Origin of the sequence: Pseudomonas karstica, assembly GCF_009707515.1 — a bacterium.
Classification (GTDB): domain Bacteria; phylum Pseudomonadota; class Gammaproteobacteria; order Pseudomonadales; family Pseudomonadaceae; genus Aquipseudomonas; species Aquipseudomonas karstica.
In genome coordinates, this window is sequence record NZ_WLYI01000010.1 from 68,088 (window position 1) to 86,379 (window position 18,292).

General features: G+C 58.9%; 15 protein-coding genes. 7 read left to right on the top strand and 8 right to left on the bottom strand.

Annotated features, from left to right (window positions below):
- The first annotated feature begins 26 nt into the window (after positions 1–26).
- The 3 genes from paoA to paoC are packed head-to-tail and all read left to right on the top strand — an operon-like array spanning position 27 to position 3,810.
- On the top strand, positions 27–662 hold the full coding sequence (gene paoA / locus GIR22_RS09390; protein WP_154743063.1) for an aldehyde dehydrogenase iron-sulfur subunit PaoA: 636 nt from the start codon (positions 27–29) through the stop codon (positions 660–662).
- Positions 659–1,615 carry an FAD binding domain-containing protein gene (locus GIR22_RS09395; protein WP_154743064.1) on the top strand — a complete coding sequence of 319 codons (957 nt, stop codon included), beginning with the start codon at positions 659–661 and terminating at the stop codon, positions 1,613–1,615. Before paoA ends, GIR22_RS09395 begins: the two co-directional genes overlap by 4 nt.
- On the top strand, positions 1,612–3,810 hold the full coding sequence (gene paoC, locus GIR22_RS09400; protein WP_154743065.1) for an aldehyde oxidoreductase molybdenum-binding subunit PaoC: 2,199 nt from the start codon (positions 1,612–1,614) through the stop codon (positions 3,808–3,810). Before GIR22_RS09395 ends, paoC begins: the two co-directional genes overlap by 4 nt.
- 53 nt (positions 3,811–3,863) lie before the next feature.
- On the opposite strand, the gene GIR22_RS09405 is transcribed toward paoC, so the two are convergent.
- Positions 3,864–4,340 carry a (R)-mandelonitrile lyase gene (locus GIR22_RS09405; protein WP_154743066.1) on the bottom strand — a complete coding sequence of 159 codons (477 nt, stop codon included), beginning with the start codon at positions 4,338–4,340 and terminating at the stop codon, positions 3,864–3,866.
- Between the two features lie 147 nt (positions 4,341–4,487).
- On the opposite strand from GIR22_RS09405, the gene GIR22_RS09410 reads away from it, so the two are divergent.
- Both GIR22_RS09410 and GIR22_RS09415 read left to right on the top strand, forming a co-directional pair.
- Positions 4,488–5,381, top strand: a complete 894-nt coding sequence (locus GIR22_RS09410) for a LysR family transcriptional regulator (RefSeq protein ID WP_154743067.1) — start codon at positions 4,488–4,490, stop codon at positions 5,379–5,381.
- Positions 5,382–5,644: 263 nt separating this feature from the next.
- On the top strand, positions 5,645–7,054 hold the full coding sequence (locus tag GIR22_RS09415; RefSeq protein WP_154743068.1) for an MFS transporter: 1,410 nt from the start codon (positions 5,645–5,647) through the stop codon (positions 7,052–7,054).
- 56 nt (positions 7,055–7,110) lie between these two features.
- On the opposite strand, the gene GIR22_RS09420 is transcribed toward GIR22_RS09415, so the two are convergent.
- From GIR22_RS09420 to GIR22_RS09445, 6 genes are all read right to left on the bottom strand, one after another.
- A complete protein-coding gene (locus GIR22_RS09420; RefSeq protein WP_154743069.1) occupies positions 7,111–8,253 on the bottom strand; it encodes an efflux RND transporter periplasmic adaptor subunit in 1,143 nt (380 codons plus the stop codon).
- 1 nt (position 8,254) lies between these two features.
- On the bottom strand, positions 8,255–11,443 hold the full coding sequence (locus tag GIR22_RS09425) for an efflux RND transporter permease subunit (RefSeq protein ID WP_218581656.1): 3,189 nt from the start codon (positions 11,441–11,443) through the stop codon (positions 8,255–8,257).
- A gap of 117 nt (positions 11,444–11,560) precedes the next feature.
- Complete coding sequence (locus GIR22_RS09430) at positions 11,561–11,878, bottom strand: antibiotic biosynthesis monooxygenase family protein (protein ID WP_154743070.1); 318 nt, start codon at positions 11,876–11,878, stop codon at positions 11,561–11,563.
- A gap of 506 nt (positions 11,879–12,384) precedes the next feature.
- On the bottom strand, positions 12,385–13,155 hold the full coding sequence (locus GIR22_RS09435) for a molybdopterin-dependent oxidoreductase (RefSeq protein ID WP_154743071.1): 771 nt from the start codon (positions 13,153–13,155) through the stop codon (positions 12,385–12,387).
- On the bottom strand, positions 13,148–13,771 hold the full coding sequence (locus GIR22_RS09440; protein ID WP_154743072.1) for a cytochrome b/b6 domain-containing protein: 624 nt from the start codon (positions 13,769–13,771) through the stop codon (positions 13,148–13,150). Before GIR22_RS09440 ends, GIR22_RS09435 begins: the two co-directional genes overlap by 8 nt.
- A 77-nt stretch (positions 13,772–13,848) precedes the next feature.
- A complete protein-coding gene (locus GIR22_RS09445; protein ID WP_154743073.1) occupies positions 13,849–14,454 on the bottom strand; it encodes a hypothetical protein in 606 nt (201 codons plus the stop codon).
- Between the two features lie 248 nt (positions 14,455–14,702).
- Here GIR22_RS09445 and GIR22_RS09450 point away from each other — a divergent pair, with 248 nt between their 5' ends.
- Positions 14,703–15,398: a heavy metal response regulator transcription factor gene (locus GIR22_RS09450; RefSeq protein WP_154743074.1), complete on the top strand. Its 696-nt coding sequence runs from the start codon at positions 14,703–14,705 to the stop codon at positions 15,396–15,398.
- Positions 15,371–16,765, top strand: coding sequence for a heavy metal sensor histidine kinase (locus GIR22_RS09455; RefSeq protein ID WP_154743075.1), 1,395 nt, complete (start codon positions 15,371–15,373; stop codon positions 16,763–16,765). The genes GIR22_RS09450 and GIR22_RS09455 overlap by 28 nt, the downstream gene beginning before the upstream one ends.
- 162 nt (positions 16,766–16,927) lie before the next feature.
- Here GIR22_RS09455 and GIR22_RS09460 read toward each other — a convergent pair whose 3' ends face one another.
- Positions 16,928–18,259 carry an MFS transporter gene (locus GIR22_RS09460; protein WP_154743076.1) on the bottom strand — a complete coding sequence of 444 codons (1,332 nt, stop codon included), beginning with the start codon at positions 18,257–18,259 and terminating at the stop codon, positions 16,928–16,930.
- Between the last annotated feature and the right edge of the window lie 33 nt (positions 18,260–18,292).

An 18,292-nucleotide genomic window follows, 5' to 3' on the forward strand; every position in this document is an offset into this window, starting at 1 on the left:
GCTGCCGATACGTGGGAATAAAACCAATGGACGACCTGCTGACAATATCCCGACGCAAATTTCTAATCGTCGGCGCGGTGACTGCTGCGACAGTGGCACTACCACCCTTCATATGCGCTGAAGCCTCGGCGGCCAACCTGGCGCAACCGATCCAGGCCAAGCTCAGTTTTGTCGTCAATGGCCAGCCCCAGGCGCTGGACGTCGACACCCGCACCACCCTGCTCGATGCCCTGCGGGAAAACCTCAAGCTTGCCGGCACCAAAAAAGGTTGCGACCACGGCCAGTGCGGCGCATGTACGGTGATTGCCAATGGCCGCCGCGTGAATTCGTGCCTGACCCTGGCGGTCATGCATCAAGGTTCAAAGATCACCACCATCGAAGGCCTTGGCACCCCGGACAAATTGCATGCCATGCAAGCGGCCTTCGTCAAACACGACGGCTATCAGTGCGGTTATTGCACACCAGGGCAGATCTGCTCAGCGGTGGCGATGCTGGATGAGATCCGCCAGGGCATTCCCAGCCATGCCAGTACCAGCCTTACTCACCCGCCTCAACTGATCGCCAGCGAATTTCAGGAACGCATGAGCGGCAACATCTGCCGCTGCGGGGCGTACTCCAACATCATCGAGGCAATCAGTGAAGTCGCGGAGGCCAGTGCATGAGGCCCTTTACTTATCTACGCGCCAAATCCCCGGCCGAAGCCGCCGCACTGGCGGCTCAGGTCAATGGCTCGCGGTTTATTGCCGGCGGCACCAACCTGCTGGACTTGATGAAACTGGAGATCGAGACGCCGACGCACCTGATCGACGTCAACGGTCTTGAACTGGACCGCATAGAGGACACACCCGAGGGTGGCCTGAGGATCGGTGCCCTTGTTCGCAACACCGACCTGGCCGCCGACCCACGGATCAGAAAGGACTACGGCGTGCTGTCGCGGGCACTGCTCGCCGGCGCGTCCGGCCAACTGCGCAATGTTGCGACCACCGCTGGCAACCTGCTGCAACGCACCCGCTGCCCTTACTTCTATGACACCTATCAAGCGTGCAATAAGCGCCAGCCCGGCAGTGGCTGTGCGGCCATCGGTGGCTTCAGTCGGCAATCGGCAGTCATCGGTGTCAGTGATGCCTGCATTGCCACGCACCCCAGCGACATGGCCATCGCGATGCGTGTACTCGATGCCCAGGTCGAAACCGTGCGCCCCGACGGCACCACGCGGGTCATTGCCATGACGAACTTCCATCGCCTGCCGGGCAATACGCCCAACATCGAAACCACCCTGGCGCCCAACGAACTGATCACCGCCGTGACCCTGCCGGCCCCCCTGGGCGGCACGCATATTTACCAGAAGGTCCGTGACCGCGCCTCCTACGCTTTCGCCCTGATTTCCGTGGGCGCGGTGATTCAAGCGGATGGTAGTGGTCGTGTCGCGCTGGGCGGCGTCGCGCACAAGCCTTGGCGAGTAGAAGCAGCCGAATCGGCGATGCCCAAGGGTGCGAAAGCGCTGACCGAACGCTTACTGGCCGGCGCCACCCCCACCCATGAAAACGCATTCAAGCTGACCCTGGTAGAGCGCACGCTCGCCTCGGTGATAGCCCAAGCGAGGGCCCAGGCATGAAGTTCGATACCCCCGCCACGACTAACCCCATCGACCAGATGAAAGTGGTAGGCAAGCCCACTGTCCGGGTCGAAGGCCCGTTGAAAACCTGCGGCCTGGCCCCATACGCCTACGAACACCACGACGCCGTGGCAAACCAGGCCTACGGCTATGTGATTGGCTCGGCCATTGCCAAGGGCCGTATTGCCTCGATGGACCTGGCAGATGCCGAGTCTGCGCCAGGGGTGATCGCTATTGTCACCGCTGCCAACGCAGGGAAGCTCGGCAAAGGCAAATTCAACACCGCCAAGCTGCTGGGCGGGCCTGAGATCCAGCACTACCACCAGGCCGTAGCCATGGTAGTGGCAGAGACCTTTGAGCAAGCACGCTGTGCCGCGCAACGGGTAAAAATCAGCTACCTGAGCAGCGACGGGGTGTTTGACCTAGCGAGCGTTCGCGACTCGGGGGTCGAGTCCAAAGAACAACTGGCCGACAGCCGTCACGGTGATTTCGAAGGTGCGTTCACTGCTGCTCCAGTGCAGTTGGACGCGACCTACACCACCCCCGATCAAACCCACGCCATGATGGAACCCTTCGCCTCGATGGCCAGTTGGAAAGGCGATCAGGTGACGGTCTGGACCTCTAACCAAATGATCGACTGGTCCGTCACCGACTTGGCCACCACCCTCGGCCTGCCGAAGCAAAACGTACGCCTGATCTCGCCTTACATTGGTGGCGGCTTCGGCGGCAAGCTGTTCATCAGGTCGGACGCGGTGCTCGCCGCCCTCGGCTCGCGCCTGTCTGGACGGCCGGTGAAAGTCGCGCTGAGTCGGCCACTGATGATCAACAATTCCACCCACCGCCCGGCGACCATTCAACGCATTCGGATCGGCGCCAACCGCAATGGCAAGATCACCGCCATGGGCCATGAAAGCTGGTCCGGTGACTTGCCTGGAGGCAAGGTCGAGCGGGCTGCGCAGCCGAGCAAGTTGCTGTATGCCGGCGCCAACCGGCTGGTCAGCGCACGCCTGTCAATACTCGACCTGCCGGAAGGTAATGCCATGCGCGCACCAGGCGAAACCCCGGGGCTGATGGCTCTGGAAATCGCCATGGACGAGATGGCCGAGAAGCTCAGTCTCGACCCGGTCGAGTTCCGCATCCTCAACGACACCCAGGTCGATCCAACCCAGCCCGAACGACGTTTCTCCCAACGGCAACTGGTGGAGTGCCTGCAAACCGGGGCCGAGCGGTTTGGCTGGAACACGCGACATCGGCAGCCGGGCGCACAGCGGGATGGGCGCTGGTTCATCGGCATGGGGGTTGGCGTAGCCTTTCGCAACAACCAACTGATGAAGTCCGGGGCGCGGGTTCGGCTCAATGACCAGGGCATCGTCACCGTGGAAACCGACATGACCGACATCGGCACGGGCAGCTACACCATCATCGCCCAGACCGCCGCCGAGATGATGGGCTTGCCCCTCGATAAAGTGGTAGTACGCCTGGGGGATTCGAGCTTTCCGGTGTCGGCGGGTTCCGGCGGCCAGTTCGGCGCCAACTGCTCGACGGCGGGGGTCTATGCCGCGTGCGTGAAACTGCGCGAAGCGGTTGCCCAGCGCCTTGGCGTGAATGCCCAAGCAGCGCTGTTTATCGACGGTGAAGTACACGTGGGGGATCAGCGCCGGCCCTTGCGTAACGCAGCTCAGGCGGGTGAATTGGTCGCCGAGGACTCCATCGAGTTCGGCGATCTGAGCAAGCAATACGCGCAAGCGACCTTCGGCGCGCATTTCGTCGAAGTCGCCGTCGACAGCGCCACCGGTGAAGTGCGGGTACGACGGATGCTGGCAGTGTGCGCGGCGGGTCGAATCCTCAACCCGACTTCAGCCCGCAGCCAGGTCATCGGTGCCATGACCATGGGAGTCGGTGCTGCGTTGATGGAAGAGTTGGCAGTGGACAAGCGCCAGGGCTTTTTCGTCAATCACGACTTGGCCGGGTACGAAGTGCCGGTGCATGCGGACATTCCGCATCAGGAAGTGATTTTTCTCGATGAAGCCGACGCCTATTCGTCGCCGATGAAGGCCAAAGGTGTGGGTGAACTGGGCTTGTGTGGCGTGAGTGCGGCGATTGCCAACGCGGTGTACAACGCCACAGGTGTCAGGGTTCGGGAATATCCGATCACCCTGGACAAACTGTTGGACAAGTTACCGCCGATGATTTGATCGATGCTTGCAGGAACAGCCATGGTGCTCATGGCGGTTCCTGCAAGTGGGGGTTACCTTGCGCTGGTGTAAACCTGCTCGCTGACCTGCTCCATCCAGTCCACGGCCTTACCGTCCTGCATTTCGGCAATGGCAATATGGCTCATGCCGGTGGTCGCAGTGGCGCCGTGCCAGTGCTTCACATTGGGTGGAATCCATACGGTGTCGCCGGGTTTGATCGAACGCACCGGTTGCTCCCACTCCTGTACCCAGCCGGAGCCGGCGGTAACGATCAGGGTCTGCCCCAGCGGATGGGTATGCCAGGCAGTGCGGGCACCAGGCTCGAAGGTTACCGTGGCGCCGCCGACCTTGGCCGGCTCCGTGCCCTTGAAGGGTGCATCGACACGCACGGTTCCGATGAAATAGTCCGCAGAACCTTTAACCGAAGGCTGTGAGCCGTTTGGAGTGACAGTCAGCATCTGGGGCTCCTGGGCCTGGGTCTCGAAGGCAAGCAGTGAAAGCGAGAGCGCAGTAGCGGCAAGCTTTTTCATGGCGGATCTCACTCAAAGGGTCAAACGGGCGCGTTACAACGGCACGCACGATAAAGGTGTCAGGGAAACGTCCTGTTCACTCTACCGGTTACGCGCTATCAGAATTAGCCACTAAAATCAGGAAAGACCTATGAGAGATACTCATTAATGCTGCGGGAAAATGCCAACGACTTGCTTGCCTTCCTGGCGGTAGCCCGGGAGCGCAGTTTTACCAAGGCAGCGGCCAAACTGGGGGTTTCCCAGTCAGCGCTGAGCCACACCATTCGCAGCCTCGAAGCACGCCTGGGGCTGCGCCTGTTGACTCGTACTACACGCAGCGTATCGCCCACCGAAGCGGGCCAGCATCTGGTTGAAACAGTGGGGCCGCATTTTGACCAGGTGGAGATCCAACTGGCGGCGCTGAGCAACCTGCGCGACACTCCGTCCGGCAACATCCGTATCAACGCGATGGACCACGCGCTGGAGTTCGTCCTCAGGCCCGTGCTGAAAACCTTCCTGCCTAAATACCCGGACATCTCGGTCGAGGTGTGCTGCGACTACAGTTTCGTCGACATCGCTGCGCAAGGTTTCGATGCCGGGGTGCGGTTGGGTGAAGACGTGGCACAGGGCATGATCGCCACCCGAATCGGGCCAGACATGCGCATGCTGGTGGTAGGTTCCCCCGCCTACTTTGCCGACCGCTTGATACCCACGACACCTCGTGACCTGACAGAACACCAATGCAATAACCTGCGCCTGCCAACCAATGGCGGTTTGTATATCTGGGAGTTTAAAAAGGGTGAGGAAACCCTGAATGTGCGAGTGTCAGGCCAGGTTACTTACAACGGCGTGTACCAACTGCTTAATGCCGCATTGGACGGGTTCGGCTTGAGCTACATTCCCGAGGATCTAGTCGCTGAACACATCGGTGCCGGACATCTGATACAGGTACTCGACGACTGGTGTACTCCATTTTCGGGCTTCCATCTCTATTACCCCAGCCGACGCCAGGCTTCACCCGCGTTTGCACTATTGCTGGATGCGCTGCGTTATCGGGGCTGAAGCGACGCGGGGTTCATGGCCTCGACTCATGAGCCAGGTTCATCGGGCTAATCGCACTTAGCTGACTAATCAAGCCCTCCGTCGCACCGTATGATTTCGCAGACCCGTTATTTGACAAGTGCCGGGGTCATTCATGAAGCATCTTCATAAGCCCCGGTTGCATCAGTTCCTGTCTGAGTACTCGGTAACCTGGTGTCAGGTCCTGCGGACGGCACTGTGCTCCTGGTTCTGATTGTCGAACGGCCATCTCGAGAAACTAAACAATGCCCAACACCCCCGATGCCAACCTGACACCCCGACAGATCGCTGTGCTCGTGGTGATTTTGTGCAGCTACTTGATGATCGTGCTGGATATATCCATTGTCATCACCGCCCTGCCCCGAATCCGGCAAACCTTCGAGATGTCCACTGCAGGACTGTCGTGGGTGCAAAATGCCTACACCCTGGCCTTCGGTGGCCTGTTACTGCTGGGCGCTCGGGCCGGCGATATTCTCGGTCGGCGGCGTATGTTCCTTGTTGGGCTTGGGATTTTTACCGTGGCGTCCTTATTGGTTGCATTGGCCCAGAGCGCCTCGTTGCTGTTGGCAGCCCGTGCACTGCAAGGCATCGGCGCAGCAGTTCTGGCGCCTTCCACACTGGCCTTGCTGCTGACCAATTTTACCGAGGGAAATCAGCGCACCCGTGCCATCGCCTACTATGGCGCTGCTGCCGGTATTGGCGCCAGCGTCGGTCTCTTGCTCGGTGGCTTGTTGACCGAATGGTTGTCCTGGCGCGTGGGGTTTTTGATCAACGTACCCATCGGCATCGCGTTGATGCTCGGGGCACGGCATTACCTCAGCGAAACCGCCAGGCATGCCGGCAAATTCGACTTCGCGGGTGCCGTGCTTTCCACGGCAGGAATGACGGCCCTGGTCTTTGGTATTGTCGAATCGACCACCCTTGGCTGGAGCGATCCAGTCACATTGGGTACCGTGGTGAGTGGGCTTGTGTTGCTGGCGGTTTTTGTGGCCCACGAAGCACGGGTCAATCAACCCATCCTGCCCTTGCGTTTGTTCACCCATCGGATTCGCGCCGGGGCCTACGCGGCGCGGATGTTGTTCTTGGGTGGAATGATCGGGTTCTGGTTTTTCACTACACAATACCTGCAGGAAGTGCTCGGTTTCAGCGCCAGCGAAGCCGGTATGGCCTTTCTTCCGACCACGCTGGTGAACTTCGCCATCGCCCTGGCGGTGCCGCGGCTGACCAAACGTTTTGGTAACGCCTGGCTGCTGGCGGGTGGCGTCGCGTTTGCCCTGCTCGGAATGATCTGGCTCAGTGCAGTCACGGCTCACAGCAACTACTTAGTGGATGTCGCGCTGCCCATGGTATTGATTGGCTTAGGCCAGGGTGCCAGCCTCAGCCCGTTGACCTCTGCGGGCATGACTGATGTCGAGTCTCGCGATGCCGGTGCAGCCTCGGGGCTGGTCAATGTCGCACATCAGTTGGGTGGCTCATTAGGCCTGGGAATCCTCACCGTGGTATTCGCTCACGGCGAGGCGTCGAATGTCGGTGCACAAGCCATCGCATCGGGGGTCTCAGCAGCGTTCGTCGGCAGCAGCGTGATGCTGGGCCTCGCGCTGATCTTCATCGTGGCACTGATCATCAAGCCTGCCACTGCGACGTCCAAACAGTGAGGCCCAAGCCACAGACCAACCGCCCCTAACCAATGCCCGGTCGGGCATTGTCCACCTCAACCCTTCGCATCGGTAGCGATGCGGACGTGATCACCGCTCGCCAGACCGTCCGGAGGGTTGGCAATCACCTGTTGATCCTTGGCCAACCCATCAGCCAACTCAATCACCGTGCCATGATCACGGGCGATCACTACCGGTTTTAGCTGAACGATCCCGGCCAAATCCACCGTGGCGACCTGCACCCCATTCTTGCCGATGATCAATGCACTCGGCGGCAACCCCACGCCATCAGCAATCCCGCTGGATTCAAATCGTACGCTGGTAAATGCGCCAGGCAGCAGCTCACCTTCTGCGTTATCAACCGACAGCTGAACCCGCATCGAACCTGAACCGATATCGACCGCCTGGGAGAGCGATTCCACGGTAGCCCCATAGATTTTCCCCGGACGCTCCGGGACCAGGATTCGCGCCTGGCCGCCAGGACGGATGAAGGCGAGTTGGCGCTGCGGCACATTCACATACACCCTCAACCGCTGCACATCAGACACCACGAATAATTCGCTACCTGGGGTCATACCGACATTGATCAGCGACCCGATATCGGTGTTGCGTGCAGTCACAATCCCGTCAAACGGCGCCACGATGCGCTTGTAGCGTTGCAACACCTGAGCCCGTTCGACATTGGCTTGCAACGCGTTAACCACCGAGCGCTTGCTCGCCAGATCACTGGTTCTTTCCTCTACTTCTTGCTGCGATACAGCCTGGCTTTGAGCCAACAATTGCCAGCGTCGTGCCGTGCTCGCAGCCTGATTCGCTTCGCTCCGGGCAGTCACCAACTCGGCCTTGGCCTGGAGCAATTGTTGATCCAGATCCGGGGTTTCGATTTCTGCCAGCACTTGTCCGGCTTTCACCGACCCGCCAATGTCGACGGACCAGTGCGTGAGATAGCCACTGACTCGGGCATAGATCGGGGCCCTGGACCAGGCCTCTATCCGCCCTGGCAGTTGCAGCGTGGTGTGGGTAACCGTGCTCGGTGAAACCAGGGAAACGGTAGCGAGGCCCTGCCTGGCCGCGTGCTCCTGAAGTTGATTGGCCTGGGTTCGGCGATCGACGAGGCCGATCACAACGATGGCAACAGCGACCGCCACCACGGTCATCGTAAAGAGGTGTCGACGCGGACGAAAGGTTTGGACAGGCATATCAATGAGCTCCAGGCGCAGGCCGATACGACGCTGCCGTACGGTGGGAATCAGGGGTGTGGACGAGGCTGAACAACACCGGCACGAACATCAGGGTGGCGACCGTGGCTGCAAGTAATCCGCCTATCACGGCCCTACCCAGGGGGGCATTCTGCTCCCCGCCTTCGCCAATACCGAGGGCCATGGGCAACATGCCGATAATCATCGCCAGGGCAGTCATCAGCACGGGGCGAAACCGAGCAACACCAGCCTCCAGCGCAGCGGCCGTCGCATCTCCCAGCTCATCCAGGCGCTCACGGGCAAAACTGATAACCAGCACGCTGTTGGCCGTCGCGACGCCCATGCACATGATGGCCCCGGTCAGCGCCGGCACCGACAGCGTGGTGCCAGTGCTAAACAGCATCCAGACAATCCCGGCCAGTGCCGCGGACAGTCCCGCGACAATCACCGCGGGGTCCAGCCAGGACTGAAAATTCACTACGATCAGCAAATAGATCAGCACGACGGCGCCCATCAACCCAAACACCAGGCCGGTGAATGCGCGTTCCATAGTCTGTACCTGCCCGAGTAGATGCACGGTGCTGCCTCTAGGCACTTCAGCCGCCGTTTCGGTTATCGCTCGGCGGATATCGGCGGCTACTGCGCCGAGATCCCGGTCCTGGGTCGCGGCATGAATCTGCACCATCGGCTGAACATTGTATTGAGTGACCAGTGCGCTGCCGGTGGTGCGCTGGAAATCGGCGACCGCGCCCAGGGTGGCGGCACTGGTGGTGGTGCCGTTGCCGACGGGCAAGTTGGCCAGCGCGGCGAGTGAATCGAGTTGCAATTGGGGCGTCTGCATCACGATGGGGTAACTGACGTTATTGGCCGGGTTTAGCCAGTAAGTCGGCGCAACCTGGCTGCTCCCCGCCAGGTTGACTACCAGGCTGTTGGTCACGTCACGAGTGGACAGCCCGAGCAATTGCGCCTGCGTGCGGTCCAGGCCGACGTTGAACACCGGCGCCTTGTTCGATTGTTGAATGCGCGCATCCGCGACGCCAGGGATCGAACGTATACGCTTGAGCAATGTTTGGGCATAAACGAAGTTCTCCTCAGTGTTGCTACCACGAACCTGGATATCGATGGGGGCCGGCGCGCCGAAATTGAGGATCTGACTGACGATATCCGCCGGAGGAAAGGAAAAAGTAGTGTCTGGAAACTCCTCGGGCAAGGTCTCACGCAAGCGGCGCACATAGTCAGCCGTAGGGCGATGGCCCTCCCGCAGAGCGATCTGGAAATCACCGTCTTGCGCGCCCATCACCCCCGTATTGTTGTAGGTCAGGTTGATGTTGCTGGGCGGCAAGCCGATGTTGTCGACCATGGTCACAATTTCTTCGGCAGGAATGACTTTACGGATGGCTCGTTCGATGTGTGCAAAACGAACAGCCGTTTCCTCCACGCGGGTGCCGACCGGAGCACGAACATGCATAAGCACCTGGCCGGAATCCACCGAAGGGAAAAAATTGCTGCCGATAAAAGGCACCAGGCCAAACGACAGCAGGACCACCGCCATGAAACCTGCGAGGAATACCTTGCGTCGCCCCAATGCCCGCTCCAGGGTGGCGCGGTAATTTTCGCGTACCCGGGAAAAACCCACCTCAAAGCGCTGCTGAAAACGCACCAGCGGATTACGCGATGGCAACGTTTGCTCACCCGCCGCGCATGCCACGTGTGGGCGCAGCAGGAACTTGGCCATGGTCGGCACCAGCGTACGCGAGAGAATGAACGAGCAGATCATCGCAAAAATAACGGCTTCAGCCATGGGCACGAACAGAAAGCGCGATACACCGTCGAGGAAAAACATCGGCACAAAGGCAATGCAGATACACAACAACGACACGAAAGCCGGGGTGACGATCTGCCGGGCACCATCAAGGATCGAGGTTTCAACATCCTTGCCTTGTTCAAGGTGCCAGTTGACGTTCTCGATTGTCACGGTCGCATCGTCCACCAGAATACCGATAGCCAGCGCCAGCCCACCCAAGGTCATGAGGTTGAGTGTTTCGCCCATCGCGGCCAGCGTGATGATAGAGCCGAGAATAGCCAGTGGAATCGACACCGCGATGATAATGGTCGAGCGCCAACTGCCCAGAAACAGCAAGATCATCACGCTGGTCAACGCCGCCGCGAGCGCCCCCTCCAACACCACCCCCTTGATTGCGGCACGCACGAACACCGATTGATCGTTGATCGGCAATACCTTCAACGCCTGCGGCCACGAATCTTTCAGCGTATCGATCCGCTCACGGATGCCATCGACGATCGCCAACGTCGAGGCCGACCCATTTTTCAGTACGGTCATCAACACCGAACGGCTGCCATCCACATGAACGATATTGGTTTGTGGTGCATTGCCATCGTGGACATCGGCCACATCGCGTAGGTAAATGGTGCTGCCGTTCACCACCTTCACTGGTATCAGGCCCAACTCGTCGATAGCCGACGGCGCACTGTTGAGTTGCAAGGTGTATTCAAGGTCACCGATTTTCTGGCTGCCGATCGGTGTCAGAATATTGTGCGCGGCCAGTGCTGCGGCGACGTCCTGCGCCGAAAGGCCCCTGGCCTGTAAGGCAGAAGGGTTGACATCAATCTGCACCTGACGCTGCTTGCCGCCGTATGGCAATGGAATCACTGCGCCAGGCACCGTGACGAGTGGCGTACGCACGGTGTTCATCCCGAGGTCGAACAGGTTCTGCTCCGACAACCCCTCCCCTGACAACGCCAGTTGCAAAATCGGCACTGTGGCGGCGTTGTAGTTGAGGATTACCGGAGGCTGAATACCGGCTGGCATCTGCCGCAAAGCCACTTGCGAAGCCGCAGTGACTTGAGCGCTGGCAATCGCCACATTCACGCCGGGCTGAAAGAAGATTTTCACCACACTGACACCGGAATAGGTGCTGGCCTCGATATGTTCGACATCGTTGACCGCCGTGGTGAGGATGCGCTGGAACACGGTCGAAATCCGCCCGGCCATCTGGTCAGGGGGCAACCCGGTGTACTGCCAGGCTACCGCGATCACTGGAATCCGAATCTCGGGAAAGATGTCCGTTGGCGTACGCATTGCAGTGAGCGGCCCGACAATCAGCAACAACAAAGCCATCACCACGAAGGTGTATGGACGCCGCAGCGCGACGATTACAGTGCGAATCAGCACAGCAAGACTCCGGATCTAAGAGACAAATGTTTCGGCGGCTTGCATCACACCCCGGTCGCGGTAACCCACCAAGAGCATCAGCAAACTATTGGGCACGATGTCGAAAAAAGCTCATCAAACTCCGTCTTGCGGTGTGTCGGTTAAAACCGGGGTGAAGCTGGCAAACGTCAGGTTCGCGCGAGCCTCAATTAACGCGTTAACCAAGGCAGTCATTGAGGTGCTTGAAAAATGGGTTGTCATATCCGAAGTTGTTGCCCAGTAACCGCTCAGGATCCACAAGTTGGCTTCGGCCCGGCTTCGGTTCATTACGTATCCCAGGCATCCTGGTACTTCCACAAAGCTCGCCGCGAACGCCTGCAAACGGGTTTCGAAGACCGGGTCGACATCTTCGAAAGATCGAATTTCCAAAGTATTCACTGCTGTGATGTGCATAAAAGATCCGTCCTGAGAAACAGGCAATTACGTTGAAAAGGGCTGGTTGCGAACTTAACGAGGGTGTTGATCGATGACTATATGGCTGAGTCCGCATAGCCTGATGAGGAGAGCTCATCAATCCGCCAGGCGCGGATTTTCATGGTCAATATTTCACGTGTAGGAACAGGTGAGTACTTCGGTGCTCCGGACCAAAAAAAACCGTATCAGGCTTCTTTCCTTGGAGGAGCAAGTTCCACAGCGCAAGTAGAGCGGGGCCTGACAGGCACCTCATACCGCATAAGGCGCCCGGCACTGAGTGAGTTGCTGCGCTGGCAGCGTGGCTGAAAAATACGCTCGAAACAGATAATTCAATGCAGCGATTAAACTGGTTTAAGGCATTAGCCCCTGGAAGTAGAGATACATCCTGCAATAATTGAAGAGGCAGCGTTTACATTCTGCTGACCCCTCCCTATTGAAGCGATTGCCAACAGCGAATCGGTTCGCGGTCAAATGCATTCAATCAATCAAACCCCGCTGAACCAGTTGTAGCCCTGATCTTCCCAATACCCGCCCGGATTATCATTGCTGACGAAGATCTCGACGATGTGCTTGGGGTTTTTGAAGCCTAGCTTGGTTGGCACTCGGACCCGCAGTGGATAGCCATACTCCGGCGGCAAGGCAACTTCGCCGTAATCCAGGGCCAGCAGTGTTTGTGGATGCAGTGCAGTGGGCATGTCCAGGCTGGAGTAGTAGCGATCAGCACATTTGAAACCGACAAACTTGGCGCGGGTGTCAGCGCCAACATGCTCCAGGAAGTTCTTCAGTGGCACGCCACCCCATTGCCCGATGGCGCTCCAGCCTTCCACGCAGATCAAGCGTGTGATATCGCTGCGCTGCGGCAGCTTGCGCAAACCTTCGAGCGTCCAGGGCGCCTTGTCCCGCACCCGTCCCGACACGGCGAGTGAGTAATTCGCCAGGTCGACTTGCGGGATATCATCCTCGGCGTAGAACGCGTTGAACGGAAATGGCTGGGTCATCTGCGCCTGGGTAAAGGTCGGGGCCAGTTTATGCCCGCTGAACAGCCAGGCCTGAACCCGGTCATTCCAGCGCGACATCGCCCACAGCACCTTATCCACCTGGTCGCCGTCCTGGAGGTTGCAACCGCTAAGCATCGCCATGGCGCCAACGGTCAAGCCGCCCCGCAGGAAGTTTCGCCGCTGGATACTTTCCAGCTGGAGCTGCTGTGCAGGCTCAAGTCTGATGCGCTGAACCGCGCGCTTTTTTGGCTCAATCATGTTTGGGCCTTGCGCTTTCAATCGGCCGTACGCCACCCGTGATCATGGGCAACAGGGTTTTCGGCACCAGCAGTACCAACGCCAGATGTACAACGACAAACGCGCCAATGGCCGCCATCGCAGCGAAATGCACGTAACGTGCAATGTCATAGCCGCCCAACAGCGCGACCAGTTCTTGTAGTTGGATGGGTTTCCAGATTGCCAACCCCGAAATGACGATCAATCCACCTGCCGCCAGCACCAGCCAATACATCAGGCGCTGCACCGCGTTGTATGCGCCCTTCTCGTGTGCCAGGCGCAAACGCAACGCATCGGTCAAGTCGCGCCTCACCGCCCGGACGCTAACCGGCAAGAGGTCACGTTTGAAATGGCGGCTGATCAAGCCGTAGAGCAAATAGATCAGGCCGTTTATGAACAACAACCACATAAACGCAAAATGCCAGGCAAGCGAGCCGCCCAACCAGCCACCGACGGTCAATTGCGCAGGAAACCTGAAGGCGAACAGCGGGGAGGCGTTGTAAATTGCCCAGCCGCTCATAAACATACAGACCATGCAAATGGCATTCAGCCAATGCGTCAGGCGGACAGGCCATGGATGAATGGGTGTTTTTTTCATGTGTTCCCCCTCCCGCAAAGACCCTGCGAATACTGCCGCAGCGAGGCCTCCCGGCCCCGCTGTAACGCCAATAGTCTTTACATCGGCGGCTGGAAGCCATCTTTGCCAACCGCAACACCCCGTGCGCTTTTGCCATCCTGGGCTGGGAACACGACAACTTTGGCGCCTTTGACCAATTCATCGGCTTTGCCCGGTTCTACGTAGGCAATTGGCACATCATTGGGCACTATCAACTGCTTCTCACCGCCCTTGTAACTAACGGTCAGCGTGCGGCCATTGGCTTTGGACAATTTGCCCACGGTTCCATTGGTCATGGTGCCAGTGCTGCCATCCGCGTTCTGCCAACCGTAATGACCTTCGCCGCTGCCCTTGAGGCTGGACTCGAAGACGGTGACTTCCAGCGCCTTCAGTGAACCGTCAGCCTGCGGAGTGGCTGCCGAGCCGACGAAGCTGTCGGGTTTGATCGAATCGATAGCCGCCTTTGACACTCGGACGATACCGGTCTTGTCAGTCAAACCGATCGTCTCGTGCGCGCCAGTACGGGTGGTGAAAGTCAGCGTGTTGTCGCTGACACTTTCGACGGTGCCACGCAGTGGCTTGATCACGGGCATATCGGCCGCAGTGGCCATGACAGCAGCACTGAGCATCAGCACGCCAAGCGTAGTGGAAAGAACAGTTTTCATTGTGGCGGTTCCCTACAGGTTTTAGGTGCTGCCATCCTCTGCTCCTGTCCGGTACCGCCGGATGACCGCCGGATGACATTTTTGTCATGCGCAGCATCCGCCCAAGAATGACAAAAATGTAACCAACGCTACTCTCACAGCTGGTTACAATCCAACGCTGACAAGGCTTGCAGCGGCTCAATGAATATTTGCGGCCCGCGAGTAGCCCAGGCTGAAACCCATAATGGTGAGACCCGAGCGCCCTGACGATGCATATCCTGCTGATCGAAGACGACACCAAAACCGGCGAGTACCTGAAGAAGGGGCTGGGCGAATCCGGCTACAACGTCGATTGGACTCAACACGGCGCCGATGGCCTGCACATGGCACTGGAGACATCCTACGACCTGATCGTGCTGGATGTGATGCTGCCAGGCATTGATGGTTTCCAGATCATTGAGCTATTGCGCGCCAGGCAAGACGTTCCAGTGCTGTTCCTCACTGCCCGCGACCAACTGCAGGACCGCATTCGTGGCCTGGAACTCGGCGCTGACGACTATCTGGTGAAGCCGTTTTCCTTCACCGAATTGCTGTTGCGCATCCGCACCATCCTGCGTCGTGGGGTGGTCCGTGAAGCCGATCAATTTCACATCGCCGATCTGGAGCTGGACCTTGTGCGTCGCCGGGTGACCCGCCAGCAACAAGTGATTGCATTGACCAATAAGGAGTTCGCCCTGCTGCATCTGTTCTTGCGCCGTGAGGGCGAGGTAATGTCCCGGGCGCAGATAGCCTCGCAAGTCTGGGACATGAACTTCGACAGCGACACCAACGTGGTAGACGTAGCCGTCAAACGCCTGCGCAACAAGGTAGACATGCCCTACCCGGTCAAACTGATCCATACCGTGCGTGGCATCGGTTATGTGTGCGAGGTGCGGTCATGTGGACCCGACGTCAGCCTTCCCTGACCCTGCGTTCGACGCTGGCTTTCGCACTGGTGGCGATGCTGACGGTGGCCGGTGCCGGGTTCTATTTGTATGGATCGATAAAGGCCTCTGTCTTGCTGTACAGCGATCATGCAGTGCTGGGGCGCCTGGATCACTTTCGCAAACTGCTGCGCTACGACCTGCCGCTGGAGAAGCTGCGTGACAGCCCGCAGATTTTCAAAAACATGCTCGACAGCGAAGACGATATTTTCATTATCGGCGAGCCAGGCCAACCGCCAGTGATCATGGTCAATCCGCTGAGTGCAAAGCTGCCTGAGTTGCCGATGGTCAATCAAGATGCAGCCCTGACCGTGAATAGCCTGCGCAGCGGTATGACCGCCTCCGGCGCGCCGTTGCGTGCCGCCAGTGTGGAAACGATCTCTGGCGGTCGCAAGGTACACCTTACTGCCGCGCACATCATGGGCAAGGAAATGGCCATGCTCGCAGCCTTTCGCGAGCGCATTTACCTGGCCGTCTCGGCGGCCTTCCTGCTCACTGCATTGCTCGGTTACATGCTGCTGCGTCGAGGGCTTAAACCCTTGCACACGATGGCCGCGCACGCCGCAAACATATCACCCAAGCACCTCGATAGCAGGATGAACAGCGAACATACGCCGATTGAATTGCAACAGTTGAACGACGCCTATAACGCCATGCTTGATCGTCTCGCCGACGGTTATCAGCGGTTGATGCAGTTTTCCGCAGACCTGGCTCACGAAATACGTACGCCTATAGGGTCGTTGATGGGCCACTGCCAGGTTGCCCTGCGCCAATCACGGAGCGAGGACGAATACCAGGCGCTGCTGGCTTCGAACCTGGAGGAGCTGGAGCGCATTTCACGCATGGTCGAAAGTATTCTGTTCCTTGCTCGCGCCGACGAAGCGCAATCGGTAGTCGAGCGTCAGCCGCTCTCCCTGCATGACGAACTGCAACGCATTGCCGGGTACTTCGAAGGCCTGGCCGAAGAACGACAGATGACAGTGCATGCCACTGGCGATGGCACCCTGAAGGCGGACCCGCTGCTGCTGCGCCGGGCATTGAGCAATCTGGTTGCGAATGCTATTCGCTATGCCGATGAAGGCAGCGAGATTCTGATGCGCGCGACAGCTGCCAACGGCGGCTGGCGGATCGAAGTGGAGAATCAAGGTCCGATGCTGACCGATGCGACCCTGCGCAAGCTGTTCGACCGGTTTTACCGGGGCGATGCCTCGCGTCACCAAAGCTCTGACTCCAACGGCCTGGGCCTGGCCATCGTCACGGCAATCATGCAACTGCATGGCGGCGAGGTGAGCGTGAAACAACCGCAGCCGGGGACTATCTGTTTTACATTGTTTTTCCCGACTGCGTGAATGACGGTCTTCGCGGATATCCTGATGCCATCCTTGCGAAATAGCGCGCACTGTAAACCGTAGCTGCGGGACAGACGGGTAACTCGGCGGCAGCAGGCGAATATCGCTGAAGGCCTATTCCCGGCCAAAACGCAGCGCCGGGCGTTCCCACGGAGGATGAGGTCAGGCCTGCGCACCGATCACGACGATAGCGCTGCGCCGCTCGTTGAGGGCATAAGCCGTCATCGCCAAGGCTGCGACAGCACCGGGAATGGCAAAGGCCATGAAATTCAGTTGCAGCGGCAACTCGACCCCCATCAGCGCGCCGCCCAGCAACGGACCAACGATGGCACCATTGCGACCAATGCCCGAGGCCCAACCCAGGCCGGTGGAACGAATCGACAACCCGTAGAGTTGAGCTGCACCGGCATACAGCAGAATTTGCGTGCCAATGGTGGTGGCGCCAGCAACGAAGATCAACAGGTACAGGACCGGCATCGGGCTGTTGATACCCAGCAGGCTGATTGATACCGCCGCGGCGATAAAGAAGGCAATCATGACTTTCACCAGGTTCAACCGATCCCCCAGCCAACCCCCGACAATCGCCCCAGCCATGCCACCGAAGTTCAGCGCCAACAGGAACGACAGGCTCGACCCCAGGCTGTAGCCCGCGCCCGCCATCAGCTTTGGCAGCCAGGAACTTAGGGCGTAGACCATCAACAGGCAGCAGAAGAATGCGATCCAGATCGCCAGTGTGCGCACGGCCAGGCCATGGCGAAACAGCTCCAGTACGGAGGCGCTTTTACCCTTGCCATCGCTGATCAGCAACTCGTCCTCGGCGCTGATCTGGCTTTCAGGTGCCAGGCGCTTGAGCAGTATTCGCGCCTGTTGCAGCCGGCCCTGGCGAATGAGGAAAACGATAGATTCAGGCAGCAGGTACAGAATCAACGGGAGCAGCAACAGCGGCAGCGTCGCGACGAAAAACATCGACGACCAGCCAAAGCGCGGCAGCATGAAAATCCCCACGGCAGCTGAGAGCATGCCGCCCAGGGAATAGCCGCTAAACATCAGCGCCACCAAGGTGCTGCGCATTTTCTTCGGGGCGTATTCATTCATCAGTGCAACCGCATTGGGCATCAGCCCGCCGCAGCCGAGCCCGGCGATAAAGCGACATATACCGAACTCGGTGGGGCTGCTGGCAAAACCGTTGACCACGGTGGCGACGCTGAACAGCGCAACGCAAATGGCAATGCCTTTCTTGCGGCCTATCCTGTCTGCCAGGCTGCCGAAGGCCAGCGCGCCGAACATCATGCCAAAGAGCGCGTAACTGCCCAGCGCCCCAGCCTGTAAAGGCGACAGCCCCCACTCTTTCATAATGGCCGGCAAAACCACACCGTAGATAAACAAATCATAGCCGTCGAAGATCAACAGCAAGGCACACAGGCCCATCACTAACCAGTGGAACCGGCTGAAACGGGCGTTATCGATAATCGAATGGACGTCATGGGTACGCATGGCAGTGCTCTCATTATTGTTGTTGTGAGTCAG